Raw genomic sequence first — 24472 nt, forward strand, 5'->3', positions numbered from 1 at the left:
GCTTCTTCTTTTCCATCGAGCCGGCTTCGTCGCGGTCGATCAGGCGCCCCTGCCGTTCGGAGGTGCGCGCGGTCAGCATTTCGCCGACGATGGCTTCCAGCGTGTCGGCATCCGATTCGATGGCCCCGGTCAGCGGATAGCAGCCAAGCGTGCGGAACCGCACCAGCCGGTTCTCCACCGTCTCGCTGGGGCGCAGTTTCATGCGCTCGTCATCCCTGAGGATCAACATGCCGTCGCGTTCCACCACCGGCCGTTCCTGGCGAAATAGAGCTCCTCGCCGCGGAAAAAAGGACAGGTTTAGGATCGGCGTCCGGCGGCCCCCATCCGCGCGGTCGGTCGCGCGATGCAATCCGAAAGCCGGGTCTGTGCCGAGCGATGCGATCTGGTCCCTGATGGACATGGTCGTCTCCAAGCCAATCACCGGCTCTTCATAATCCTCGTCCTCGACGCTGTCTTCTCACGATCTGCGCTTCCGCGGATCAGGCAAGAGGACTCTGGATCATTATACCGCAGGGGGCGCGTCCATGAAATGGTCCAATCAATGGGTCAGGTTCGCCTGAAGCTGCAACAGGGCCATGATGATCGAGCACAAAACGTCATCAGCACCGGCGCGTACTTCGGCGTTGGCGAGGCCACGGCAGGGTCGGGCCACAATGCTGCCAGCTACCAAGTGAGCTCATCTCCCGCTGGGCCCAATGTGACCCGTTACGGGTCAATACGCTTGGCACCGCAATTGCGTGGATACGTGTGTGGGCTGGGGCGAGGGCCCGTCGCTTCGCAAATGGGGCGGCGGGCCTTTGAACGAACGGGTTTGAGTCGAGCGGCCCGGCATCCCTTGTTGGGATGGGGCTAGGACACCGGGCCTAACCGACGGGGCAGTTTGTGAGAAACGGCGCCGGGGCTGGGGACTATATGCGCTTATGCTGAATAGGCGCAAAGCATACGAAAGAAGTACGAGTGCAACAATCGGGGGGACAACCGGGTGACGACCGCCGCCGTGACCATATGCGAGAAGCCGCACTGGTGCTGATTAAAGCAGAGTGGGAGTAGGAGGGGCGGCTGCGACAGCGTAGGAATAAGGCTTCTCGTTTCCCGCTTTCCACGGCGCCAGAATGCCATACGGCTTTTTGTACTCCTTCTGGACGTTTTGCTGATTTGGCACATCGCTGCGCCGACCGCCTTCGGGTTGTCATAGCTAACGCTTGTCGTTTCGCGGCTTGCCACTATGGCTCCAGCGGGTTCAAAAAGAGGACACCGGCGTGCTTCGTCGATCGGCTGGAGCTCATCTGCTTGGTCTTATCGCCGCAGCGGTTCTGCCGGTCTGGCTGTTCGCGGCATATTTGCTCGTCCAGTATGCAGTGCAACAGCAAGCTCGCTTCGAACAGGATGCCTTGCAGACGGCACGACAAGTCTCGCTGCTGGTCGAGGCGGAACTGATCAACCTGCAGAGGATTCTTGACGGTCTCTCCAAATCGGCCACTCTCGCAAACGGCGATCTGAAATCGTTTCACGATGAGGCTGGTCGCCTTGTGCAAGGCATGGATCAGGTGATCGCGTTGAACGATGCCGATCACAATCAGCTGGCGACCACCGGCATCGCGCAAGGTGGAAATTCGCCACTCGTGGAACCGACAACGGCTGAAGACAGTGAAAAGCTGAAGTCCACTGGTGTCTTGGTCAGCAATGTCTTTGTGGGCCAGCAGTCGGGGGGCTATCGCGTTGCTGTTACAAGGCGAGTGCTCGGACCCAAGAATGAAGAGTGGCTTCTTTCGATCTCGGTTCCGAGTGCGCGCATTCGCGACGTCATGCTACCGGCCGTGCCGGCAGGCTGGACGGTCGGCATCGGCGTTCGCGGCGGCAATTATATTGCGCGGTCCACGCAGCACGAGAACATGACTGGCAAGCCAGGACTGGCCGAATATGTCGACAAAATCATCGGCCTGACCGGCAACTTCAAATCTCGTGATTTCGAGGGAACGACGCTGCTGGCAGGATATTATCGGTCGACCTACTCCGGTACTTTCGGGTATATTAGCTAGCTAAGATATAATTACCAAATTGTTAACCAGGGTTAATGCGTCTTTTCCACAGCATCGTAGTATGCCCTCCAGGTTGGGTTACCTCCATAGGGCGGGGAAGCCATACGTCCGTGCGTTGGGGCGGCGTATGCCCTACTCCTTGAATCCAATCTTCAGTCAACATCTAGTCAGCCTGACGGACGATGAGCGTATCAGTTCACGCCTTTGACATGCTTTGCGAGGGAGCCAAACCAAAAAGGATAAAAGCAAGTCAGCGCGATGGAGAGGAGTAGGTAAAGCGATGGCAAATCCCCAAATTTCCGATTTTTGGAACGACGCAACAAGACCGGTACACAATGGACATCTGCCGGACGCGAATGGTCTTGGCAGGTCCGATCTCGACGAAGGACGTCCAAGCGAAGGCTTTGTCATGATCGTCGACAAGCGAGCGCTTGAGCGTGAATGCCTTGCGCGCGGCCTTATCGAACACAATCCCAACTTGCGCGTTAGCGCGGTAGGATCGCTTGACGAAATCCAGCACATTGCCGGGGACGAGGAGCCATCTGCGATCCTCGTAATTCTTGGCGCCAGAAAGGTCACGGACCAGAGTGTTCGGGCGGAACTTGCGCACTTCATTTCCGAGTTTGGCACCGTACCTGTAATCGTCGTGGTGGATTCCGACGAGCCGGGGGAGATTCTCGCGGCTCTCGAATGCGGCGCCCGAGGCTACATTCCTACGACCGTGAAGGTGAAGGTCGCTGCCGAGGCCATTGGTCTCGCTCGTGCCGGAGGGATCTTTGTACCCGCCAGCTGCGTGCTGGCGCTTCGAGAGGTCATCCACTCGACCGCAAACGGTGCCCGTCCGCTCACCGGCATGTTCACCACACGCGAGGCTGCGGTTGTGGAGGCACTGAGGACAGGCAAGGCGAACAAGATAATTGCCTACGAACTCAACCTCTGCGAGAGCACCGTCAAGGTCCACATCCGAAATATCATGAAAAAGCTCAAGGCTACGAACCGCACCGAAGTAGCGTACAAGCTTAGACAAATGTTGCTTTGAGGCTGCCTCGATCGGTCTTTGCCTGGACGGCTCTGGGCAATGTAACTGCCGGGTGCGTTAAGGGAGGGACCACAGGTTCGCCGTTCCGATCTAAGGTTCCGAAGGTCGATGGCCTCGTCTGAGCGTTTCGCGACAACGGGCACGCTCAGCGTGTGTTTAAGCATGTTCCCAGCCAACCGTCGCGGACCCTGCCCTCACGAGAAATCCAACGCTGCTGTCCCCTCCAAGCTCTGCGCCCCGATATGCGGCTTCGGCGGCCTTCAGTCCTCCCGTCACTCTGCGGACCATTGGAGCCGGTCCGAGTACGTCAAGGGGAAGGCCTAGCTGACCACTGGTGGGCCGCTTCAGTGGCCAGATCCTGAGGCCGAAATAGCTGGCGGCCGAGCGATCGATCCCGCCGCTGAACTGCACCAGCAGCGCTTGGCGAGAGTTCCGGGCAATCCGGCCCAGGCTATTAATGTTCATTGGTGGCTTGTCGGACGGCCTCATCGCGACCACGATCACATCCCATGCATCGTCGGTCAGGAGCATGGGGTGCGAAAAGACACTTACTGTGGCCCCGCTCTCGCGCAGCGTTCGCTCAAGGGACGGCGCACAGGGCGTGTCACAGACGATGGCGAGCCGGGCGGCACGTGGATCGACACCGGCATCGCCGAGCAAGATGCAGCATAACCGCGCGAATTCCGGCAGCAGATTTATGGCTGGGTGGCTGAGATTGGGGGCCGCAACTTTGATGCCGGCCTCGTCACAGGCGTCGAAGTCTACAACGCCCGGCCGAAGCTCCCATGGTTCAGCCATTAGCGAAACAACCGCATCCGAGGGTAAGAGTTCGATAAGCGATCTCGAAATTGGCCCGACCTCAAGACAGTTCGTGACGAGGTCGACGTCCTGCCATTTGCGGCTGCCGATGCGGTTTGTCGCTTCAACGCGTTCGGAGACCTTAGCGTGTTTGGCAAATGCCAACGTCGCGTCTGCGATGGCCACCAGACTCGGATGTCTGGAGGATATGCGGGTGAGCGCAACGACACGGCTGGCATTGGCAAGCGCCGCCACTGTAGCAGTCACGGCTTGGTATCCTGTCGTAGCGCCAACGACGACCGTGAGGCCGGAGAGATCGAGATCAAGCAAGGCTATCGTGTCGCGGCCCAGCCCCAACTCTGACGGCGGCCTCGGCGCTCACCTGGGGCCCACTAATGCCCTTCACGCAGGCGGTTATTGTCATCTTCACCGGCAGTGACGAAGGTCCTGTGGTCGGCGCGATATTGTAGCGCGGCTCCTCATTGCGGCCGGTCTCGGCTGGCGCCGTCAGCCGATAGAGGCGGTGGATTTCCGACCAGCTCTCTCGTGTAGCGGCCGCAAGTGTCTTCCCCAATTGCACAGGATCTCGGGAACACTGAGCGGGCTAAGGCCAAGGATGCGTTTGTACTGATCCGTGCGACGCCAGACACCGCGTATTTTGCCATTCTCTTGGTCGCGTTTCGGGTCGAACGCCTAGCCAACGAAATGGTCTCGGAAAGCCTTGGCCGCATTGCCTTTCGCGACCGGTGGTTGGCAACAGGTGGCAACAGGGCCACGCCTTGTTCAAGGAAGTTGCGCGTTATCGCGGAGGCTTGATGGCATTGAACCCAGGATCTGATGGATTACAATCCCAATGTCACCGGGCAAGGCTAGCGGGCATCGGTGATTGAGAGCTGGTTGCACTCCCGTCCTTAGATGGGAGGTTAGCATCATGGACCAGGATCTTGAAGGTTGCCGCGTGTCGGCGCTCGATAGCGACATCCTGCGAGCACTTTCCATAAAGTCTGGCGGCGCTCCAAACGCCGCGCTGTGTCGATGGGATGGCAAGGGCAGCACGTTCTGACCGACCTACATATGGTGATACCCCGCAGTGGAACATTACGAGCCGCTAAAGGTTGTTGCTTAGCGGTAGAGTGGCCCTCTCCATCCCCCTGCCGAAGATCGGGGCATTACCCTTGATCGGCCCGCGCTCTCCGCCAGAGGCGCGGGCTCAAGGGGAAGCGGGATCCTTTTCGAAAAGCCTTGCTGCGCACGACTACCGGTCGCAGTGTTGCTCGCGGCCGGCCGCTGGTGGGTTGGTGGATCATCTTTGGATGAGCACCCGCAGGATCAACTTCCTCGCCAAACGGATGGCCGAGAACTTGACTGATCCCGCCCACGCCAAGAGATAGGCCAGCCAAGCCTCCGTCCCCGGGTGTCCTTGCGGGGGGCTACAGCCGCCGCGCCTCGGGGACGCCAGCCATCAAGGACGTCCGTCAGTGTGGCGCCCGGCGCCACGAGTGCGATTCCAAGCGCTCTTCACCAACATTCGAGCGGGATCGCCTGCGTCAGCCACCTCCGAACCCATCCAGCCGAGGAGCGTCGCGCGGTCGGTCGCAGCCACCATGCTGGTCACAGCCCGACCATTTCTAAAGGATAGCGCCTGGACGACGCCGCCTTGCAAAATGGGGCGGGAGATCTGGGTTGTCTCCTCGCGTTGCGGAACATTAGGCGTTTAACGAAGTTTGGTTGGATGGCTCGCTCTTGATGCCTTCGGGAGGAAGCTATGGTTCATGTCACGCCTTCGCTTCATGTCTGTCGCCCCCGGGCACTGCAATATGACAGTCGTCGGCAGCTATCCCTTTCATCCGTTTTTATGCTGATGAGAGCGCAATGAACGTCAGCAGCGAAGCGACGAAATCTTTTTGGGCGCTCGACGCCAGCTTGCCCACCGCTCCCCGTCTCGAGCAAAACGAAGAATGCGACGTGGCCGTGATTGGGGCTGGCATCGCCGGGATTTCGGTTGCCTATGAACTGGCACTGGCGGGACGCAAAGTGGTGCTCGTGGATCGTGGACCCTTGCTCGGCGGCATGACATCGCGCACGACCGCCCATCTGGCGCCCATCTGCGACGACGGCTTGAGCGCGCTGGTCGGTTTGCGTGGCGAGGCTGTGGCGCGCGGGTTTCAGGCAAGCCAGCAAGCTGCGGTCGACCGGATCGAACAGCATATCGCAAGGCTGGAAATTGACTGCGATTTCCGGCGACTGGAGGGGTTCCTTTTCCCGGCCGCATGGATGGACGAGAAGGAGGCCGCCAGACGATGCAACGAGGAATATGCGGCCGCGGCAAAGACGGGCGTCGAAGTCGAGCATGGCAAGGGCGTGCCGCTCAAGGGTCATGAATCGGCGCCCGTCCTGCGCTATCCAGGCCAGGCCACCTTCCACCCGCTGAAGTACCTCCGCGCCCTCCTTGCTGATTTCGGGAAGCGAGGCGGCAAGGCATTCGCCGACAGCGCCGTCGTCGAAATCAAGGAGGGGAACCCAGTTCGCCTCAAATGCGACAGCGGCTCAACCATCATGGCTTTGAATGCGGTGTTTGCAACCAACTCTCCGATCAACACTTGGGTCAAGATCCACAGCAAGATGGCGCCCTATCGGACCTATGCGATGGCTTTTGACATCGCCAGGGGAATTCTCCCGGACGCGCTCTACTGGGATATGGACGACCCCTACTATTACGTCCGCCTCAATCGCGGGTCTGGTGAGACCGACTGTCTCATCGCGGGCGGTCGCGATCACAAATCGGGCGAAGCAGACGATGGCGACGCACGCTTTGCGGCGCTCGAAGCCTGGATCAGAGCGTTGGTGCCCGACCTTGGCGGAGAAAGAGCGAGATGGTCAGGTCAGGTTCTCGAAACAATTGATTACTGTGGCTTCATCGGCCGCAGTCCCGGCAACGGCAACGTCTTCATCGCCACCGGCGACTCCGGCCAGGGCATGACGCATGGTGCATTGGCCGGACGCCTGATCCGCGATCTGATCGTCGACGGATCGAACCCCTGGGAAGCCGTCTATGCTCCCGACCGGACGCCGCCCGCTGCCTTCACGCGTTACGTCAATGAGAACCTCACGACGGTGAAGAACCTCGCCGGTTACTTGCTACCCGGCCAGATCAAATCGGCCGAGGATCTCAAACCCGGCGAAGGCGGCGTCCTTCATGACGGCTTGAGCAAACTCGCCGTGTGCCGCGACCGCGACGGCAAGCTGCACAGGCGGTCGGCCAGTTGCACGCATCTCGGCTGCATCGTGCACTGGAATTCCACCGAGCAATGCTGGGATTGCCCCTGCCATGGCTCGCAGTTCGCGCCGGACGGGACGGTACTTAACGGTCCAGCGATCCGAGGTCTAGTTCAGCCGAAGTCATAATGCCAAACGTCAGAGGCGGATCAGCCAGACGACATAAGCCAGCTTCTTTGTGGGTGCTCTTTTTTGCTGGTTTGTGTGGACAAGCCGTGTTTCGCCTATTTGGTCCTGGCCAATCGGGGCTGCCATCTTGGCCGCCCTTGTGAGAGCGGATGGAAGAGAAGCTGGCGCCTTCGCTCGCATCTCGGCCGTTTGTCGAGCGCGTTTCCTGAGGAAGTGATTAGCAGCGCTGCCATGCCGCTTCTCCCCGATCGCCGCCACCAGGCCGGCATGGTCGTCGGACATGACCAGTTTGACGCCCCTGAGGCCACGCGCCTTCAAACCGACGAGGAAGTCCTTCCAGGCCGAGCGGCTCTCGCGATTGGCCATCTCCACGGCCAGGATCTGGCGCCTTCCGTCCCGGTCGATGCCGACAGCGATCAGCACCGCTGGCTCATGACAATGCCGTCTTCGTGCATCATATCCGGTCATATCCGGCATCGAGGATGAAGTGGGCAAACGGCTCTTGCAGCGGGCGCTCGGCAAACGCCTTCAGGCTCGTCCATGCGCTTGCTGATGTCGGGACCGTCATCCCAGGCAGATGCACGCCCGGCCCCGGCCGGCGGGCGCCTCCTCCGCATTCATTACCGGCACCGAACTGTAGGACCTAAGTCGCGAGGTCAGACCAACGATGCAAGCCGCCGGAAAGTCCAGAAGCTCAAAAAGGAACCTTTCACCGAGCTCCCTTGTTTGAGGGGAGAAGGGAGATTGCTTCTAATAGGAGATGAATGATGAAACAACTTCTTCTCGCTTCTGCTTCTTTCCACCGGTCTTGGGATCGCCGGCTGGACTAGCACGACTTCGGGTGGATCCTCTTCAATAAACACAACTACCACCGTGCCGACGGATCAGAACACTGACGCGACCACGACCAAGTCGACTAACTCCAACTCCGCGAAGGACTGTGCACCCGGGCAGCAGACCGGCAGCGCTAAGCAGGCAGCTCCTGGTCAGCAAGATACGGCGGCCAAATCCGCAGCTCCTGGGCAGGTAAAAAAAACTGCGGAAGGTTGCTAGCTTTCCTAAGGCGGGAGCGTCCTGGTTAGTCCGTCGGAAACTTTCGCCCGCTGGCCTCGACCGGCGGGCTTTTTTGTTTGCGCTCGGAACTTCGCTGACCTTGGCTTATTGAAGCTGATGCGGCAGGTTTTCATCGGGCTCTGCTGCTGACTGAGAGTCCTCCTCGGTCGGCCCGTGTCCTGCAACAGGGCGCGGGCCACTGGCAGGCTGAGACAACGCTTCGGCGGGGCGGAAGAGCAGCGAGCGGGAACGCGCTGGCGAGGCTGTTTAGAGATTGATCTTTTTTGTGCTCTCGACGAAAGCCTTCGGGTGATAACTGTTCGAGCCTGTGTTTCTCACCGCAATAGCGAGCCGTAGGAATCGCTGTGGGGGACAGCACGACCTCTATTTCGTCGCGTTCGATCTGCTCCACCACAACGGCCACGATCTACGTGACATGGCGCTGGAGGAAGCGCCGCGAGATCCTGGCAAGCATGATCGAACCCGGCGGAGCCTCCAGGTTCAGCGAGCCGCTGCGGGCGAACAAGGCCATCTATCACCTTGTCGACCAAGCTTGGCTTGAGGGCGTGATCTCGAAGCGCCGGGAAAGCAAGTGCCGCAGCGGTCCGTCGACCAACTGGCTCAAGGCAAAATGCTATTCGATCGACGAATTTGTGCTGCTCGGCGTCGAGCGTGAGGCCGGCAAACCGGCTTTCGCGCTGGTGGCCGAGCGCGACACTGGACGCTATGTCGGCAGCGCTTTCGTGACACTGAACCGAGAAATGCGCGAACGGCTCTGGAAGCGCGTCAAGGACCATCCCGGCACCGCGCCAAAGCGCATGAAGCGGCCGGCGACGCTATGGGTTCAGCGGGAGCTGATCGGCTGCGTCAAGCATCTCGCGGCGAGGAAGATCCGCGACACGCTTCGCGCTGCAAGATTTCCGGAGGATGACGACAACGGCTGGACCAATGATTTCGCAACTTGCACGGCAATGTCCGCTGCTGCCGACCGGCCAATTAGATGATGGTCTATGGCGGCGGCATCGATCCGCAGACGTTGAAGTTCGACTGCAGCCGCTGCAAGCCCCAGACCAAGATCAAGTGCCTGATGCGACCGGCCTATCCCGAGAGCTTATTTGTCGGGTGCTTTTGATCGCGACATACGGGACTTGGATATGCTTCGCTGGCAGCAAATCGGCTTCCACCCGCCCAAAGGGCGTCATTGTAGCGCTGCTTTCAATGTTCCTCGGGCTAAGCGCGTGGGGCGGATACCTGTCGCTGAGGAGCAGGATCATGTAGCCCCGGCGCCCCACTTGTGATGATGCAACCGGTCGACCAACTGTGTCGTGGAACCTATTCGCTTGCCGCACGCTTTGACTCGGTGTCAGGAGTGTGCCGTGAGTTTCAAAGCCGCGGGTGGTAGGCTCTCGTTCGTTGAGTTTCAGTCGCCCACGCTGGTCGCGAATGCACCCGGGGGCGGCAATTGGATTCATGAGATCAAGTACGATGGCTACCGCACCGAGCTGATCATTGAGAACCGCACAGCGCGAGCATTCACGCGCCGGGGCTACGACTGGTCGCATCGATACCGACGAATTGTTCAAGCAGCTGCGGGCTTGCCGGTGAAGACCGCGATCATTGATGGGGAGGCTGTCGTTCTCGGCGACACTGGACTGCCGGATTACCAAGCTCTGGAAAGGGAGTTGGCCAATCCAGACTCGGCGAGGCTCATCTTCTACGCATTCGACCTGCTGCACCTTAACGGGCGCGATCTTCGGCAACAGCCGCTGGTGAAGCGCAAGGCAGCGCTGGAGAAGCTGCTGGAGAACACCGCCCCGACACTGACCTATGCCGAACATCTGGAGGTGAGTGGCAAAGACGTGTTTCACCATGCCTGCCGGATGGGGTTGGAGGGGATCGTATCCAAGCGCGTTGATGGCACCTATCGTTCGGGCGTTCAGACCAGTTGGCTCAAGGTGAAGTGCGTCAAGAGCGACACCTTTCCCATCGTTGCATTTGTCGAGAAACTTGGCGCTCACCCGCGCCGCATCGCATCGCTCTATATCGGGCGTCGCGAGGGCGACCGACTGCTCTATGCGGGGAAGGCGAGAAGCGGGTACACCTTGAGCGCTGCGCAATCTGTTCGAGAGCGGCTTGACCCGCTGATCATCAGCAAGTCGCCTTTGTCAGAGCCCATTGTGAAACCCCAGGCAACTTGGGTGAGCCCGGACGTTCTGGCCGAGGTGCAATTCAGCGGCGTCACTGATCGTGGCGTGCTGCGCGAGGCAGTGTTCAAGGGGCTGCGCGAAGACCTCGTGCCCATCCCGGCCAAGCCTCCAGCTCCATCAAAGCGACGTGGGCCAACCCCGAAGCATGGCGTTCCAAGCCACAACATTCTGCAATTGCTGCCTGACGCTGTCTCGCCCTCCAAGGACGAGCTTGGGCGGTACTGGGAGAGGGTTGCGGATCATGCCCTGGTCCATCTCGGTCACAGACCGCTAAAGCTGGTCCGCCATGCACTCGGCGCGACCTTCTACCACAAGGGCGCGTTGCCGAAGATTCCGGCCGCGGTGCATCAGTTAAGGGTCCAGAAGCGTGAGGGCGGCGAAGGTGTGCGCGTGTGGGTGGACGACCTTGCTGGCTTGCTGGGGTTGGTCGAGATGGATGCTGTAGAACTGCATCCGTGGAACGCCACTGTTGATGACATCGAGCATGCTGACCGCATCGTTCTGGACCTGGATCCCGGCGAGGGCGTCGAGTGGGGTGAAGTGATCGAGACCGCGCTGGCGCTCCGCGGCATCATGGAAGCGGAAGGTTTGGAGAGTTGGCCGAAGGTGACCGGTGGCAAGGGCATTCACCTGATGGCCCCGCTCGGGGCGAAGATCACGCACGACAATGCCCGGCTCCTTGCCCGGTCTTTCGCCAAGCGGCTCGCTGAAGGTCATCCGGACCGTTACCTGCTGTCCGCCGCGCCGGCAGCCCGAAGGGGCCGCATCTTCATTGACTATCTTCGCAATGGGCGCGGCAACACTGCGGTCGGCGCCTTTTCGCCACGGGCGCGGCCCGGCTTCCCAATCGCCCATCCGGTGACCTGGAGCCAAGTTGAGGAATGTATCCGCCCAGATGCCTTTACGATCGACCGTCCGTTCAGGGCAGTTGCCAGAAGGGCGGCGTGAGCCACAGGGATGAAAGGACGGATCGGGAACTGGACAGCGGCACCTAGGAGGCTTCGTCGGACTGTCCTTCTTGTTCTTCTTATGAGGAGGGTCGTATCGGACGCAATCATGCGCCGGTTCGCAGCCGACATCTGCCCTGATTGATAATGCTCGGCCATTATTGGGAACTGCCCCACACCTAAGCGCCAAACGCTTTCGAGGTATGGTTCCCATGAGAGGTCACCGTCCGGCTAGCCCTTCCGATCGCCTTGGCCCGGAAAATCAAGCGTCCCCTCACATGCTCTGATGGCTGAGCAATACATCAGTGAGTCTCGGTGGGTAATGTGAGGATAAGGCGCCGCCCGTTGAGCCGACGGGCCAGAGTTCGCAGTTCCGGTGCTTCTTCCAAAATTGATGATAGGAGGTTTGAGGAAAGAGCGTGCACAAGCTGCGTTGGCAGTTTGAGAATTCGCCGATATGCCGCACAACGGTAAATGCAACGCTGGGCCGGCAGGCACGTCTGACCAAATGTCAGGTCGCAGGAGGACAAGCAGCCGTGACGCAAAAGGGGATCACTCTCAAAGACGTAGCCGCCGCGGCCAACGTGTCGCGCGCCACGGCAGCGCGGGCGCTCAACAGTTATGGTTACGTCGGCGACGAGACGGCGGTGCGCGTGCTGGAGGCCGCCGAAAAGCTGGGCTATCGAGCGAACCTCGTCGCCCAGGCGTTGCGCAGCGGACAGTTGCCGATCGTCGGCTTCGTGCCGGGCGATATCCAAAACCCTTTCTTCGCTCGAATCGCCCACGACATTGAAGTGGAACTGCGCAAGCACCGCCACAATCTGCTGATCGCCAGCAGTGAGGAAGATGTCGAACAGGAAAAAGAATTGCTCCAAAGCCTGCGATCTCTCAGGATTCGGGGTTTTATCCTAGCGCCAACTTCAGCAACTGACAGCAATCACATCGTGCAGTTGGCGCAAGAAGGGGCGCCGATCGTGTTGATCGACCGCGTCGTCAAGGACCTGCAATGCGACAGCGTCGTCGTTGACAATGAGGGTGGTGCGCGCGAGGCGGTGGATTATCTCGTTGGCAATGGTCACGACCGGATTGGTCTTCTGCGGGACGAGTCGCGCATCTTCACCGCACAGGAACGCTTGGCTGGCTATCAAAACTCGCTCCAGTCGCACGGGATTGCGATCGATGAATCGTTCATCGGGGTGTCGCGCTCGACGGTCGAGCACGCCGTCGAAGCCACCATCCGCCTGTTCAGCCGACGCAATCGGCCAACGGCCCTGTTCACGGTGGACAGTCTTATGACGCAAGGTGCTCTTCTTGGCCTGCGTTCCATGGGGCTCTCGATTCCGCACGACGTGTCGCTGGTTGGATTTGATGACTTCAATCTCGCCACGTTCACCGACCCGCAGATAACGGTCGTGGCGCAGCCCATCTCCGAGATCGGACCGCTCGCGGCCAGGTATCTGCTCGAGCGGCTCGCCGGCAAGAAAGTTGCCCCGCGCCGCACCCGATTCCAAACCCGCTTAATCGTGCGCGGCTCGGTTACTCAGCCCATCATGCCCTGAGAGCGGACTCCGCTATTCCAGAAAATTTCTGGCTAGAGGACTTGCCATTGGCGGAATTGCGTGCCCATTATCCGCGTGTGAGATCGATCTCACATTAGCAGAGAAACAAAGTGGGACGGCGCGCTGGCGAGGCAGAGGCCTGCCACATGCGAGTACAAGGAAAACTACATGCTGAACTTCGATAGGGACCGCTTCATAAAAATCCAAAGCGGGGCTGTTTCAATCGCCGGTGAGGCTCGCTCGCTTATACGGACGCTGCTTGCGGAAGGCGTCGAGCGGCTGTTTTTCATGGGTACCGGCGGTGTGCAGCTTCTGACCCTACCCGCAATCGAGCTGGCGCAGCGTTACACCACCTTCCCGATGAGCGCCGCATATCCGGCCCAGGTCGTTCTCGATCCGCCGGCTGGTCTCGACAGCAAGGCTGCGGTCGTCATCCCGTCGTTGTCGGGTACGACCAAGGAAGGCGTCGAGCTCATGGCTTTCCTGAAAAAGCGGGGCGTGCGTACGATCTCACTCACAGGCCACTCGGACACGCCGATCGCGCGGGAGGCTGATCACAATTTCACGAATTTTGCCGAAGACGACACGTCATCGGAAATGTTTTACCTGCAGACGCTGCTGATCGTTCTGGCGTTGCTGGCTGAACGCGGCGAATACGAAGGCTTCGACGCGGCTGTCGCCGAACTCAAGCTGTTGCCGGGCCTGCTTGCCGATGCGAAGGCTGCCTTCGAGGACAAGGCGGCTGAACTGGCCGCGACGATCAAGGACGAGACCTATCACATTTTCACCGGCGCTGGCTCGGTTTGGCCGCAAGCCAACTACTACGCCATGTGCATCCTCGAAGAGATGCAGTGGATCCGCACCCGCCCGGTGCACGCCGCGGACTTCTTCCACGGCACGCTCGAACTGGTCGAGCCGGGCGTCAGCGTCTTCGTGTTCAAGGGCGAGGACGCTCTTCGCCCGTTGGCCGACCGGGTCGAGAACTTTGCCAGACGCTACACGGACCGTGTTCGTACCCTCGATGCAGCCTCGGTAAAATTGCCGGGCATCTCCGCCCACGTGCGGAGCATGATCTCGCCGGTCCTGCTCGCCACCTTGCTTGAGCGGCTGAGCGCGCATCTCGAGGTGCTGCGCAACCACCCGCTGACGACACGTCGCTACTACAAACGCGTTGAATATTGATCCCTCTCACATCCCAAGGAGCTGTTTATGAAACGTTCGCTGCAAGTCGTGGCGGTCACGGTGGCCGCGGTATCATCGTTGGGGTGGTCTATGAGCGCCAGTTCAGCCGCTTCGACGACCGTCGCGGCCGACCCCAATGCCAAGGTCGAATATAGCGGCACGCTGTCGATCCTGACCAAGTTCGGGCTGCAGCAGCTGTCGCCCTATTTCGTCAACCTGGCGCAGGACTACGAAAAACTTCATCCGGGCGTGAAGGTCGAACTCATCCAGGAAAGCGACGACAGCGTAAAGGGCAAGACCAAGACGCTTGTCGCTTCGAACTCACTGCCCGATGTCTACTTCTCTTGGACGGGCAGTTGGGGTGGCAATTTCGTGCGCGGCAATCGCGCCGTTGATCTTACTCCCGTCATTGGTCCCGATACCGCGTGGGGCAAGTCGCTGTCTCCGGCGGCCGTCAAGGCGTTCGAATACAACGGCAAGTTCTATGGCATTCCGCTTTACCAGGATGCCAAGTTCATGGGCTACAACAAGCAGGTCTTCGCCAAGCTTGGCCTGAAGGCATCCGCCACTTTCGAGGAACTGCTGACCAGCTGCGACGCCATCCGCAAATCCGGCGCGACACCGATCTCGTTCGGCAACAAGGAGGCCTGGCCGGCAATCCACTTCGCGGGTCAGCTGCTCGCCTACAGCGTGCCGCAGGCGACGCTGGAGCGCGACTTCGATCCGGCCACCGCCGATTACAGCGATCCAGGCTATGTCGCGGCACTCAAGCAGTTCAGTCAGCTTGTCGAGCGCTGCACCGATGGCGCCGGCGTCAACGGCACGTCCTATGCCTCGGCTCTCCAGGCCTTCACCAACGCGCAGTCGGCCATGTACTACCAGGAAATCATCGAGTTCGATCAGGCCGCCACCTCCGACTCGGCGTTGAAACCTGTCGATTTCGGATTCTTCAGACTGCCGGTGCCTGATGGCGCCAAGGGTGACCCCAACTCGATCGAGGGCGCGCCGGAGGGCTACATGATCAATGCAGCATCGAAGAACGTCCCGCTGGCGATCGATTTCATGAAGTTCGTGACCTCGAAGGAAAACGCGCAGGTGCTGTCGGCGCCGCCCTATGGCCAGCCGAGCGCCACCATCGGCGGCGCCTCGGAAAACAATATGAGCGTGGCTGTGGTTGACGGCCTCAAGGATATCAACGCGGCCTCCTACCTCATGCCTTGGCTGGATACGGCCAATCCGCCGCGTGTCGCCGCCGTCTGGCTGTCCAGCCTGCAGGCGCTGGCGGGCGGCTCAATGACGCCTGAGCAAGTGATGGACGAGGTGCGCAAAGCCGCATCCGCGGCCAAATAAAGCAGACCATGGCAAGCGCCTCGGACACAAGGGACAGCGGCGCCGACCTTCGCGGCGTCGCCAGGCCGCAAGGGCCAAAAAGCCCGCGCGTCCGCTTCGACAATCTGTTGTCGTTCCGATGGGCGGCGATTGCGCTCATCCTCATTGGCTGGTTCGTCTACTATCCGATCGTCGATAATTTCATCGTCAGCACCACCGACCAAGACATCTATACCGGCGAGGTCACCAATGTCGGCCTCGCCAATTACGGCCGGCTGCTGCATGACCCGGTCGTGCTGCTCGCGCTCTGGAACAACTGCCTCTACGCCATCATCTCCGTCATCTTCCAGGTCTTCGGCGCGTTCCTGCTCGCGGCCATCATCGAGGACTTGAGGAGCGAACGCTGGCGCCGCCTGTGGCGCGCCGTCTATTTCGTGCCATCTGCCATCTCGATCACGGTGACTGGACTGCTTTTTTATTTCATCTACCAGCCGCAGATCGGCTTGCTGGATGCGGCGCTCAGCCGTGTTGGCCTCAGCCAGCTCGTCATGCCCTGGCTCGGCAATGAGCATACCGCCATCTATGCCATCATCGCCATGAGCCAGTGGCAGGGTTTTGGCTATTCGACGCTTCTGTTTGCCATTGCCATCCAGAAGATCCCGCGCGACCTCTACGATGCCGCAACGATCGACGGCGCGGGTCCGCTTCGCCGCCTGTGGAGCATCACCTTTCCGCTGACCCGGGAAATGACGGGGTTGATGATCATCGTCACCATCACCGGCGCTTTCCAGGTGTTCAACGAAGTCATGGTGATGACCGCGGGCGGGCCCAACAACCGCAGCCAGGTGCTGGGTACATGGCTCTACCAGAAGGCCTTCATCGAGGACAGTTTCGGCTATGGCGCGGCGATCGCCGCCGTCATCTTCATATTGACCATGCTCACCGGCGCGGCCCAGCTCTGGTACACCAAGCGCCGCCGGGTGCAGCTATGAGCGCAACGGTCGCAGCCGGGCGCAGCCGGCACGTCAATGTGTGGTCGGTCATCGCCAGGACATTGCTCTATTCGTTCCTGGTCTGCCTCGGTGTCGTCGTCATCTATCCGCTGATCTGGATGGCGCTGAGCGGCTTCAAGGACAATGCGCAGATCTTCGGCGATCCCTTCGCGCTGCCTACCCATTGGTCATGGAACAATTACGCACAGGCGTGGAACCAGGGCGTGCGTGGCTACGTAACAGTCTCGGTGCTGGTAACTGTTACCTCGGCCGTATGCACCGTGCTCATCAGCGCCTGGACCGCATTTGGCCTGACCCGAACGCGAATGCCGGCAAAGCCGCTGGTCATCGCCATCGTTCTGGGCGGGCTCATGCTTAGCCCGACCGTCGCGATCATTCCTCTGGTGAAGATGCTGCAGGGGCTTGGCCTCTACAACACCTACTGGGCGCTGATCATCCTTTACACGGCGTTCCGGGTGCCGTTCACCACTTTCCTCATCCGCGCATACATGCTGGACCTGCCTGGAGATATCGATGAGGCGGCGACGATGGACGGCGCCAGCGAAGGCCAGATCTTCTGGCGCCTCACCTTGCCGCTGTGCCGGCCGATCATCATCTCCTGCGTCATCCTGCACGTCCTGTTCGCCTGGAACGAATATCTCTTCGCCATGATCTTCACGAGTGGCAGCGATGTGCAGACGTTGCCGGTTGGACTGACGTCGATCATGGCAACGCACGGGACCAACTATGCCGTGGTCTTCGCCGCCATGACGATCTCGGCCCTGCCCATCGTGATCGTGTTCTTTGCCGCGCAACGCTACTTCATCCGGGGCCTGTCCGAAGGCATCGGCAAATAACAATCCCCAAAGGAGCCTTCATGCCGCAGCTCGCTGCTCACCAGCTGATCGGAGCCAATTTCAGCTTTCAGCACTTCCCGTTCGATGAGGTCGCCAGGACGATCCGCGACTTTGGCATGCGCGAGATCGAACTGTGGGGGATTGCCCAGCATCTAGACCTGTTCCATGCCACGGACGCGCGTGTCGAATCCGTTCGCCGGGTGCTCGCCGACAACGAGCTGTCGGCTTGGTGCTTTACCCCTGAGCAGATGTTGTATCCAATCAACATCGCCGCCGGCGACGAGGCACTGCGCCAAGACAGCATCGAGCGGTTTTGCCGTGCAGCCGACATCTGCGCCCTGCTCGGTGCGCGCTATCTCTTCCTGACGCCCGGTCATGGCTATGAGAGTCACGCCCGGCAACTGGCATGGGACCGCGCGGCCGACGCGATCGGCAATATCGCCCGGCATGCCGCCGGAAACGGGGTGCGCTGCCTGCTCGAACCTTTGCAGCGGCTCGAGAGCAACATCGTCAATGATGCAGCGGGCCTGCGCCAAATGCTGGACGAGCTGGGCGCTGACAACATCGATGTCGTGCTGGACACTGTCGCCACGGCCACGGCCGGCGACACCGTGGCCGGCTATGTCGACCTGTTCGGCTCGCGGCTGGCGCATGTCCATCTTATCGACGGCACTCCAGGTGGGCATTTGGTGTGGGGGGACGGGACATTGCCGCTCAGCCACTATGTGAGCGAACTGGCGCGCCTCGGCTATGCGGGAAAGCTCACCTTCGAGCCCTTCGGCAACGGTTCCTACGCGCTGGACCCGGTAAAGGCCTGGACACGCTGTCTCAGCGCCATCGAGCCCTATCTGAAACGCGCAACGGTGCTGGCATGACCTCAAGGAAGTTTGTCGCTGTCGGCGACAATTGCCTAGACCTCTATCTGACAAACGGCTTGATGACTGTTGGCGGCAACGCCTTGAATGTTGCCGCGCAATGGCGGCGCAATGGCTGGAGCGCACGCTATTTCGGGGCCGTCGGCCAGGATTCCGAAGGCGAGGTGGTTCTTGCCGAACTGGCAGGTGTCGGCCTGTCGCGCGGCGATGTCGAACAGCGCCTCGGCGACACTGCGGTGACCTTGCTTCGGGACGAGGCTGGCGATCGGAAATTCCTGCACGAATCCTTTGGGGTTGGTGAAGATTATATGCCCTCGCCGGAGCACTATGCGATCATTGCCGCAGCCGATTGGGTGCATCTCGGCACCAATGCGAACAAGGGCTTTGTTCGCAGGTTGGTGGTGGACAACGTGCCGTTCAGCATCGACGTCTCGACGGCCCACTTGGTCCTGCCGCTCGATGGCGTGCCGTTGCTGTTTGCTTCCGGCCCTGATGACGACGATATTCCGATCGAGCCGTCGCTGTCCGCGCTCCGCGCCGCCGGTGCGCGGCAGGTGGTTTTGACTTGCGGCCGACGCGGCTCCTACTTTGACGACGGCATCGACGTCGTGCATGCGCCGGCGACGCTTGTCGATGTCGTGGATACGTGTGGCGCCGGCGACAGCTTTATTGCCACTTTCCTCGCCGGCTTCCGTTTCGGCGGCCTTGGCGCCCTGGAAGCATTGCACAAGGCGTCGGTCGCCGCGGCGCAGACCTGCACCCATCTCGGCGGGTTTCCCCAGAGACCGCGTCCCATACCCGATTGGCTACCGGCCAAATATGCCAGCTTCATTACCCACGCGCAGGGAGCCCGAGCGTGACCAAACTTCGTTTGCGGCGGCCTGCGGTGGCGCTTCCGTCCGACCGGTCGTTTTGGCTCGAGGACATCGGCGCCGACACCGCGAGCGAACCGTTGAACGGCGATGAGCGCGCCGACGTGGTGATCGTCGGTGGCGGCTACACCGGTCTGTGGACGGCGCTGCGGATCCGTGAACTGGCGCCGGAGACGCGGGTCATCATGCTTGAGGCAGATCTATGCGGTTCAGGAGCTTCAGGGCGCAACGGGGGCCAAGTCCATTCCTGGTTCGCCGAAATCGAGCAGATCAGTGCCGTCGTCGGCCTCGACGAAGCGCGACAGCTGTGCGCCGACACGGTGGAATCGATCGCGGAGCTGAAGGCGCTGCAGCAAAGCGGAATCATCGATATGGATCTGCGGTTGGACGGATGGCTGTGGACCGCGAGTTCAATTGCGCAAGAGGGCGCCTGGGAGAACGCCGTTGCCATGACGGCGGCGGTTGGAGAGAACCGTTTCAAGCCGCTGACGGCCGAGGACATTGAACGCCGCACCGGTTCATCGGCATCCTATGTCGGCGTCGTCGAGACCAATGCAGGCACAGTCCATCCCGCCAAGCTGGCCATCGGATTGCGCAAGCTGGCATTGGCCCGCGGGGTCATCATCCACGAGCGCAGCCCGGTCCTCGACATCGAGCCCGGCAGGACATGCACGGTGCGCACGGCGCACGGCGCGGTACGGGCTGAGAAAATCGTGCTTGCCGCCAACGCCTGGCTCTCGGCGCTGCCTGAACTGCGGCGACATCTTTATGTGGTCGGCAGCGAGGTGATTGCCACCGCCGCCGTCCCCGAACTGCTCGACAGCATTGGCTGGCGCAACGGCGCCTCGATCTGCGATTCGCAGGCCCAGGTGCTCTACTACCAGCGCACCATCAGTGGCAGGGTCGTCTTCGGCCGTGGCAGCGGCAACGTCGCCTTCAGCGGGAATTTCGGCGCCAGCTTCAACCGCGGTCCGGAGCATGGCCGCGACAATGTGCGAGAGCTGCATCGGGTCTACCCGTCGCTGCGTGGTGTGGCGATCGAATATGACTGGTCGGGGCCAATCGACTGCGTGCCTGAACACGTTCCCGTCTTCGACCACCTGCGCGATCATCCCAACATTTTCTACGGCATGGGATTCAACGGCACCGGCATCGCGCAGACGCCGATCGCCGGACGCATTTTGGCCAGCCTGGTGCTCGAGCGAAAGGATCGCTGGAGCGACAGCGGCCTGGTTGGCATCGAGCGGCGCATGTCGCTGCCGCCGGAGCCATTCCGCTACCTTGGCGCCAAGCTCGTGCGCGGGGCGGTCCGCCGCAAGAACGATGCCGAGATCCGCGACCGCAAGGCGGACAGGATCACCAACCTGCTGGCCGGGCTGAAGCCAGGCCACCGCAAGAAATAAGCAACGTCCACAGCGTCTTGTCCGTCACGCCATCGAGGAGGATAGGGTTGCCGATCTGCCCTTGATGTAACTCACGACCCTTCACGGCAGCCGCCGATGCGTGGCTGTAGCCGCCGATCGTCAGCGCGTGGCGCCGGCAAACAAAGCTGGGCCCGGGTTTCTTTCCCAGCGCTAAAAAGAAGCTTGATCCCTTCGTCGATATGTGTGCCTAATCCGATGTGAGATCGATCTCATGTCGCGATCTCAAATTGCCCTTCCCGACGGGAGTGCGCTTTTGGTCTGAATGAGGATGAAGAGGGAGGATTAAATGAGGAAATTGATTGCGTGGGTGGCCTTGGCTACTACCACGCTTGCGTTCGCGTCTGGGGCGTCGGCGGGTGAAACCATGGACAGGGTAACCTCGAAGAAGGCCATGGTGGTCGCCACAAACAGCGGCTGGCCGCCGCAGAGTTTCCTCGACGACAGCAATCAGTTGGTCGGCTTCGACATCGACGTCTCAAAGGAAATCGCAAGGCGCCTCGATGTCGAGGTCAGTTTCGACACGCCGGACTGGGCGACGATGACGGGCGGCCATTGGCAGGGGCGCTACGATCTGGGTGTCGGCTCGGTGACGCCGACCAAGGCGCGGGCCAAGGTGATCGATTTCGAAGGCGTCTATTATTACAGCCCCTATGTTTATGTAGTTCACAAGGACAGCCCGGCCAAAACGGTCGCCGACCTGAACGGTAAGATCATCGGCGTCGAGACCGCCACCACGTCGGAGGATTTCATCCGCCGACAGCTCGAGATCGATGCTCCCGGGCTTCCCCCCATCGAATACAAGCTGGAGCCAGGTGAGATCAGGACTTTCGCCGACTCAATGCTGCCGTTCGATGATTTGAGGTTGGGCGACGGCGTGCGCCTCAACGCGCTCATCGCACCAGAACAGACAGCTCAGAACGCGATAAAGAACAGCTATCCGTTGCGTATCCTAGAGGGCGGCTATGCCTTCCGCGAGCCACTGGTTGTGATCGCGGAAAAAGGTGATGCCGAGTGGAATGCCAAGATCGGCGGCATCCTCGACGAGATGAAGAAGGACGGCACCCTCGCGAAGCTGACCACCAAGTGGTACGGCAAGGATTACAGCGCCGACTGAGGAGTCGTCGTGGTCGAAGCTTGAGCGGGATACATTTAAATTGAACTCCCGCTCTGTTCTGTTTGTTTCGGCCGCCCCGCCTAGCCGCAAACTTCACTCATCACACCGATTATGACGTATCCTGACACCTATTACCAACGCACGCTTGCCGACAACACCATCAGACCGCCGCTAAGCGGCGTTTCCGAGTGCGAAACAGTCGTTGTCGGCGGCGGACTGGCCGGCCTGACGACGGCGTTGCAGCTGGCTCGCGCCGGCAGGCAGGTGATCGTGCTTGAGGCGCAGCGCATCGGCTTCGGCGCTTCGGGTCGCAATGGCGGCTTCGTTAACCCCGGCTTCGCCACCGGCACCGATAACATCGCCGCCATGGCAAGCGTGGACGCGGCGCAAAAACTGCACCGCCTGTCCATCGAAGGCGTCGATTTCGTGCGGCAGACGATCCGTGATCTCGACATCAAGGCGGCAGAGCCGCGCTCCGGTATATTGGGCGTGCTTCGTCACGATGGCGGCGCCGCACTCAAGGCATATGCCGAGCAACTGGCGCGCGATTTCAACTATCGGCTCGACTATCTCGAGCGCGACCAGGTGCGAGCGGTGCTGCATTCCGAGCGCTATCATCAAGGATTGCGCGATCCCAGCGCCTTCCACATGCATCCGCTCAACTATCTGCGCGCCGTTGCCAGCGAGATCGAACGGCTGGGTGGCAGAATCCACGAGAGGTCGGGGGCTGTTGAAGCCAGCCTTGACGGCGCGGAAAAGATCGTTCGCACCCACGGCGGCGACGTGCGCGCCCGCCAAGCCGTATTTGCCACCGGCGGCTATACGGGGCCACTGGTCGGTCGGCTAAAGCGAGCGTTCCTGCCGATCGCCACTTACGTCATGGTGAGCGAGGAAGCCCCTGATCTGATCGCCAAGGCGATTACGACAACCGACGCCGTTGGCGACAACCGTCGCGCTGGCGATTACTACCGCATTGTCGAAGACGGCAGACGGCTGCTCTGGGGTGGACGCATCACGACGCGGGCAGCCTCGCCGGGCGTGTTGGCGAGGCAATTGCGCCTTGAGATGGTCGCCACCTATCCGCAACTCGAACAGCTCAAGGCCGAACTCGCTTGGTCCGGGCTCATGTCTTATGCCCGCCACCTGATGCCCCAAATCGGCGTGTTGCAGCCGGGCGTCTGGTACCTCACGGCTTTTGGCGGCCATGGCATCAACACCACGGCGATCGCCGGCAAACTGATCGCCGAAGCCATACTCGGAGAATCGGACCGCTACCGGCTGTTCGCACCATTCGGGCTTGCCTGGGCGGGCGGGCCGGCTGGACTTGCGGTCGCGCAACTTACCTACTGGAAGCTGCAGGTCCAGGATTGGTGGCGCGAGCGCGCCCGCTGACCACAGGGAGATAAAGGACGTGATCGGCCGACTATTGCTTACTCACCCGGACGCGGCGCGCCGGCTTGGCGTGTTCTTCGTGCTCGCCGCCATCTCCGCCGGCCTGTATGGGTTCGGCATCAAAGCCAGTTGGCTTGGCAAGCTTGTTCCGGGGTCAGTCGAGTGGCTCGCCGCCAACCCTGAGATCGGGCGGGCGGTCTCAGCGGTGCTGATCGCACTGATCGTGGCGGCGAACTGGAACGCGCTGCGGTATCTCAGCCGCAAACCGCAGATTGTGTCGGTCTGGATAGAGCTGTTCGTGTTGTTAATGCTGTTTTTCTATTCCTTCGACCTGTCCTTCGCATTCATCGCCAAGAAGATCGGCTTCCTTGTCTCGAAGGGCGTCGTGACGACTCTCTACATTTCGGCCATTTCGATCGCCATCGCCACCCTCATCGCCTTCGTTGGCGCCATCGCCAAACTTTCCCGCAACGGCGTGGTCTATGGCTTGGCGACCTTCTATACCTCTCTGTTTCGTGGCTTGCCGCTGCTGATGCAGATCTACATTATCTATCTCGGCCTGCCGCAGATTGGCTACGTGATAGGCGCCGTGCCGGCTGGCATCATGGCGCTGTCGCTCTGCTACGGCGCGTACATGACCGAGATCTTCCGTGCCGGCATCGAAAGCATCTCGCGCGGTCAGACCGAGGGTGCTACGGCACTCGGCCTTAGCGCTAACCAGACGATGTTCCTGGTCATCCTGCCGCAGGCGATGCGCGTCATCGTGCCGCCGACTGGCAACCAGTTCATTGCGATGTTGAAGGATTCTTCGCTGGTCTCGGTGGTCGGGGTCTGGGAGATCATGTATCTCGCGCGCACGCAGGGCCAGACGGAGTTCCGCCACATCGAGATGCTCATCACCGCCTCGATGATATATTGGCTGCTCTCGATGGGGCTCGAGTTCCTGCAGTCGCGGATCGAGGATCGGTTCGGGCGCTCACTCAAGCGCTGATCGTCATCCTCCGTGATTTTCGCCAAGACGAGTTGCAGCGCACCGCTTCAGGTCGAATGAGTACCGCTGAAGCTGCTTGACCAGGACGGTCTCAACTCGGTCCTCACGGGCTCGGCCGCTTCGTCGTGGGAGTTCCGCGTCCATGTCGACGCGCCTATTACGGGTGTTCGAGAGCGTGACCGACACGTCGGGCCACCAGGGCCATCTGAGCAGCAACAAGGTTCAATCGCCGAGGGGAGGCGCCTGAACCGGCGGTACCGGCAGCATCACCGAGGCGGCCGACATGCGGGGCAGTGTCGGTGCTGCTCGAGCGGCGCTAGCAGCAAACCGTTCCAGTCGATAACGTAGGGGCGTCCAGGATGCAGCCAGCATGCACACGGTCACCGAGTATATCAGT

Annotated in this window: 19 protein-coding genes and 2 pseudogenes; 18 read left to right on the forward strand and 3 right to left on the reverse strand. The window is 60.8% G+C overall.

Annotation, left to right across the window (positions count from 1 at the left end; translation table 11 throughout):
• Nucleotides 1-265, reverse strand: a pseudogene (locus NKG99_RS22190) (sulfate adenylyltransferase subunit CysD); the annotation flags it as partial.
• 994 nt (nucleotides 266-1259) lie between these two features.
• On the opposite strand from NKG99_RS22190, the gene NKG99_RS22195 reads away from it, so the two are divergent.
• Complete coding sequence (locus NKG99_RS22195) at nucleotides 1260-2039, forward strand: hypothetical protein (protein WP_352870755.1); 780 nt, start codon at nucleotides 1260-1262, stop codon at nucleotides 2037-2039.
• A gap of 280 nt (nucleotides 2040-2319) precedes the next feature.
• Nucleotides 2320-3078, forward strand: coding sequence for a LuxR C-terminal-related transcriptional regulator (locus NKG99_RS22200; protein WP_352870756.1), 759 nt, complete (start codon nucleotides 2320-2322; stop codon nucleotides 3076-3078).
• A 156-nt stretch (nucleotides 3079-3234) separates the two neighbouring features.
• Here NKG99_RS22200 and NKG99_RS22205 read toward each other — a convergent pair whose 3' ends face one another.
• Entirely contained in the window at nucleotides 3235-4206 is a 972-nt protein-coding gene (locus NKG99_RS22205) for a hypothetical protein (RefSeq protein ID WP_352870757.1), read from the reverse strand.
• A 601-nt stretch (nucleotides 4207-4807) separates the two neighbouring features.
• Between NKG99_RS22205 and NKG99_RS22210 the strand changes: the two genes are divergently transcribed.
• On the forward strand, nucleotides 4808-4939 hold the full coding sequence (locus tag NKG99_RS22210; protein ID WP_352870758.1) for a hypothetical protein: 132 nt from the start codon (nucleotides 4808-4810) through the stop codon (nucleotides 4937-4939).
• An 809-nt stretch (nucleotides 4940-5748) separates the two neighbouring features.
• Nucleotides 5749-7281, forward strand: a complete 1533-nt coding sequence (locus tag NKG99_RS22215; protein WP_352870759.1) for an FAD-dependent oxidoreductase — start codon at nucleotides 5749-5751, stop codon at nucleotides 7279-7281.
• A gap of 179 nt (nucleotides 7282-7460) precedes the next feature.
• On the opposite strand, the pseudogene NKG99_RS22220 reads toward NKG99_RS22215, so the two are convergent.
• Nucleotides 7461-7835 (reverse strand): annotated as a pseudogene (locus NKG99_RS22220) (transposase); the annotation flags it as partial.
• 864 nt (nucleotides 7836-8699) lie between these two features.
• On the opposite strand from NKG99_RS22220, the gene NKG99_RS22225 reads away from it, so the two are divergent.
• The 14 genes from NKG99_RS22225 to NKG99_RS22290 all read left to right on the forward strand — a co-directional run bounded on the left by NKG99_RS22225 (nucleotide 8700) and on the right by NKG99_RS22290 (nucleotide 24075).
• Nucleotides 8700-9338, forward strand: coding sequence for a hypothetical protein (locus NKG99_RS22225; protein ID WP_352870760.1), 639 nt, complete (start codon nucleotides 8700-8702; stop codon nucleotides 9336-9338).
• Complete coding sequence (locus tag NKG99_RS22230; protein WP_352870761.1) at nucleotides 9335-9466, forward strand: hypothetical protein; 132 nt, start codon at nucleotides 9335-9337, stop codon at nucleotides 9464-9466. Before NKG99_RS22225 ends, NKG99_RS22230 begins: the two co-directional genes overlap by 4 nt.
• 244 nt (nucleotides 9467-9710) lie before the next feature.
• Entirely contained in the window at nucleotides 9711-11489 is a 1779-nt protein-coding gene (gene ligD / locus NKG99_RS22235; protein WP_502913087.1) for a DNA ligase D, read from the forward strand.
• A gap of 418 nt (nucleotides 11490-11907) precedes the next feature.
• Nucleotides 11908-13047: a LacI family DNA-binding transcriptional regulator gene (locus tag NKG99_RS22240; RefSeq protein WP_352870762.1), complete on the forward strand. Its 1140-nt coding sequence runs from the start codon at nucleotides 11908-11910 to the stop codon at nucleotides 13045-13047.
• A 168-nt stretch (nucleotides 13048-13215) separates the two neighbouring features.
• Nucleotides 13216-14229 carry an SIS domain-containing protein gene (locus NKG99_RS22245; protein ID WP_352870763.1) on the forward strand — a complete coding sequence of 338 codons (1014 nt, stop codon included), beginning with the start codon at nucleotides 13216-13218 and terminating at the stop codon, nucleotides 14227-14229.
• Nucleotides 14230-14256: 27 nt separating this feature from the next.
• Nucleotides 14257-15579, forward strand: coding sequence for an ABC transporter substrate-binding protein (locus NKG99_RS22250; RefSeq protein ID WP_352870764.1), 1323 nt, complete (start codon nucleotides 14257-14259; stop codon nucleotides 15577-15579).
• Nucleotides 15580-15587: 8 nt separating this feature from the next.
• Nucleotides 15588-16550: a carbohydrate ABC transporter permease gene (locus NKG99_RS22255; RefSeq protein ID WP_352870765.1), complete on the forward strand. Its 963-nt coding sequence runs from the start codon at nucleotides 15588-15590 to the stop codon at nucleotides 16548-16550.
• The gene (locus tag NKG99_RS22260) at nucleotides 16547-17407 is read left to right on the forward strand and encodes a carbohydrate ABC transporter permease (RefSeq protein ID WP_352870766.1); all 861 of its coding nucleotides are present in this window, start codon (nucleotides 16547-16549) and stop codon (nucleotides 17405-17407) included. The genes NKG99_RS22255 and NKG99_RS22260 overlap by 4 nt, the downstream gene beginning before the upstream one ends.
• A 20-nt stretch (nucleotides 17408-17427) precedes the next feature.
• Complete coding sequence (locus NKG99_RS22265; protein WP_352870767.1) at nucleotides 17428-18282, forward strand: sugar phosphate isomerase/epimerase family protein; 855 nt, start codon at nucleotides 17428-17430, stop codon at nucleotides 18280-18282.
• Nucleotides 18279-19142 (forward strand): PfkB family carbohydrate kinase, encoded by an 864-nt coding sequence (locus NKG99_RS22270; protein ID WP_352870768.1) that lies wholly within the window; start codon nucleotides 18279-18281, stop codon nucleotides 19140-19142. Before NKG99_RS22265 ends, NKG99_RS22270 begins: the two co-directional genes overlap by 4 nt.
• The gene (locus NKG99_RS22275; protein ID WP_352870769.1) at nucleotides 19139-20557 is read left to right on the forward strand and encodes an NAD(P)/FAD-dependent oxidoreductase; all 1419 of its coding nucleotides are present in this window, start codon (nucleotides 19139-19141) and stop codon (nucleotides 20555-20557) included. The genes NKG99_RS22270 and NKG99_RS22275 overlap by 4 nt, the downstream gene beginning before the upstream one ends.
• 307 nt (nucleotides 20558-20864) lie before the next feature.
• Complete coding sequence (locus NKG99_RS22280; protein ID WP_352870770.1) at nucleotides 20865-21692, forward strand: transporter substrate-binding domain-containing protein; 828 nt, start codon at nucleotides 20865-20867, stop codon at nucleotides 21690-21692.
• Nucleotides 21693-21803: 111 nt separating this feature from the next.
• The gene (locus NKG99_RS22285; protein WP_352870771.1) at nucleotides 21804-23084 is read left to right on the forward strand and encodes an NAD(P)/FAD-dependent oxidoreductase; all 1281 of its coding nucleotides are present in this window, start codon (nucleotides 21804-21806) and stop codon (nucleotides 23082-23084) included.
• A gap of 19 nt (nucleotides 23085-23103) precedes the next feature.
• A complete protein-coding gene (locus NKG99_RS22290) occupies nucleotides 23104-24075 on the forward strand; it encodes an amino acid ABC transporter permease (protein WP_352870772.1) in 972 nt (323 codons plus the stop codon).
• Nucleotides 24076-24472 lie beyond the last annotated feature (397 nt).

The organism is Mesorhizobium sp. M1409 (assembly GCF_040317535.1).
In the GTDB taxonomy this organism is placed as follows: domain Bacteria; phylum Pseudomonadota; class Alphaproteobacteria; order Rhizobiales; family Rhizobiaceae; genus Mesorhizobium.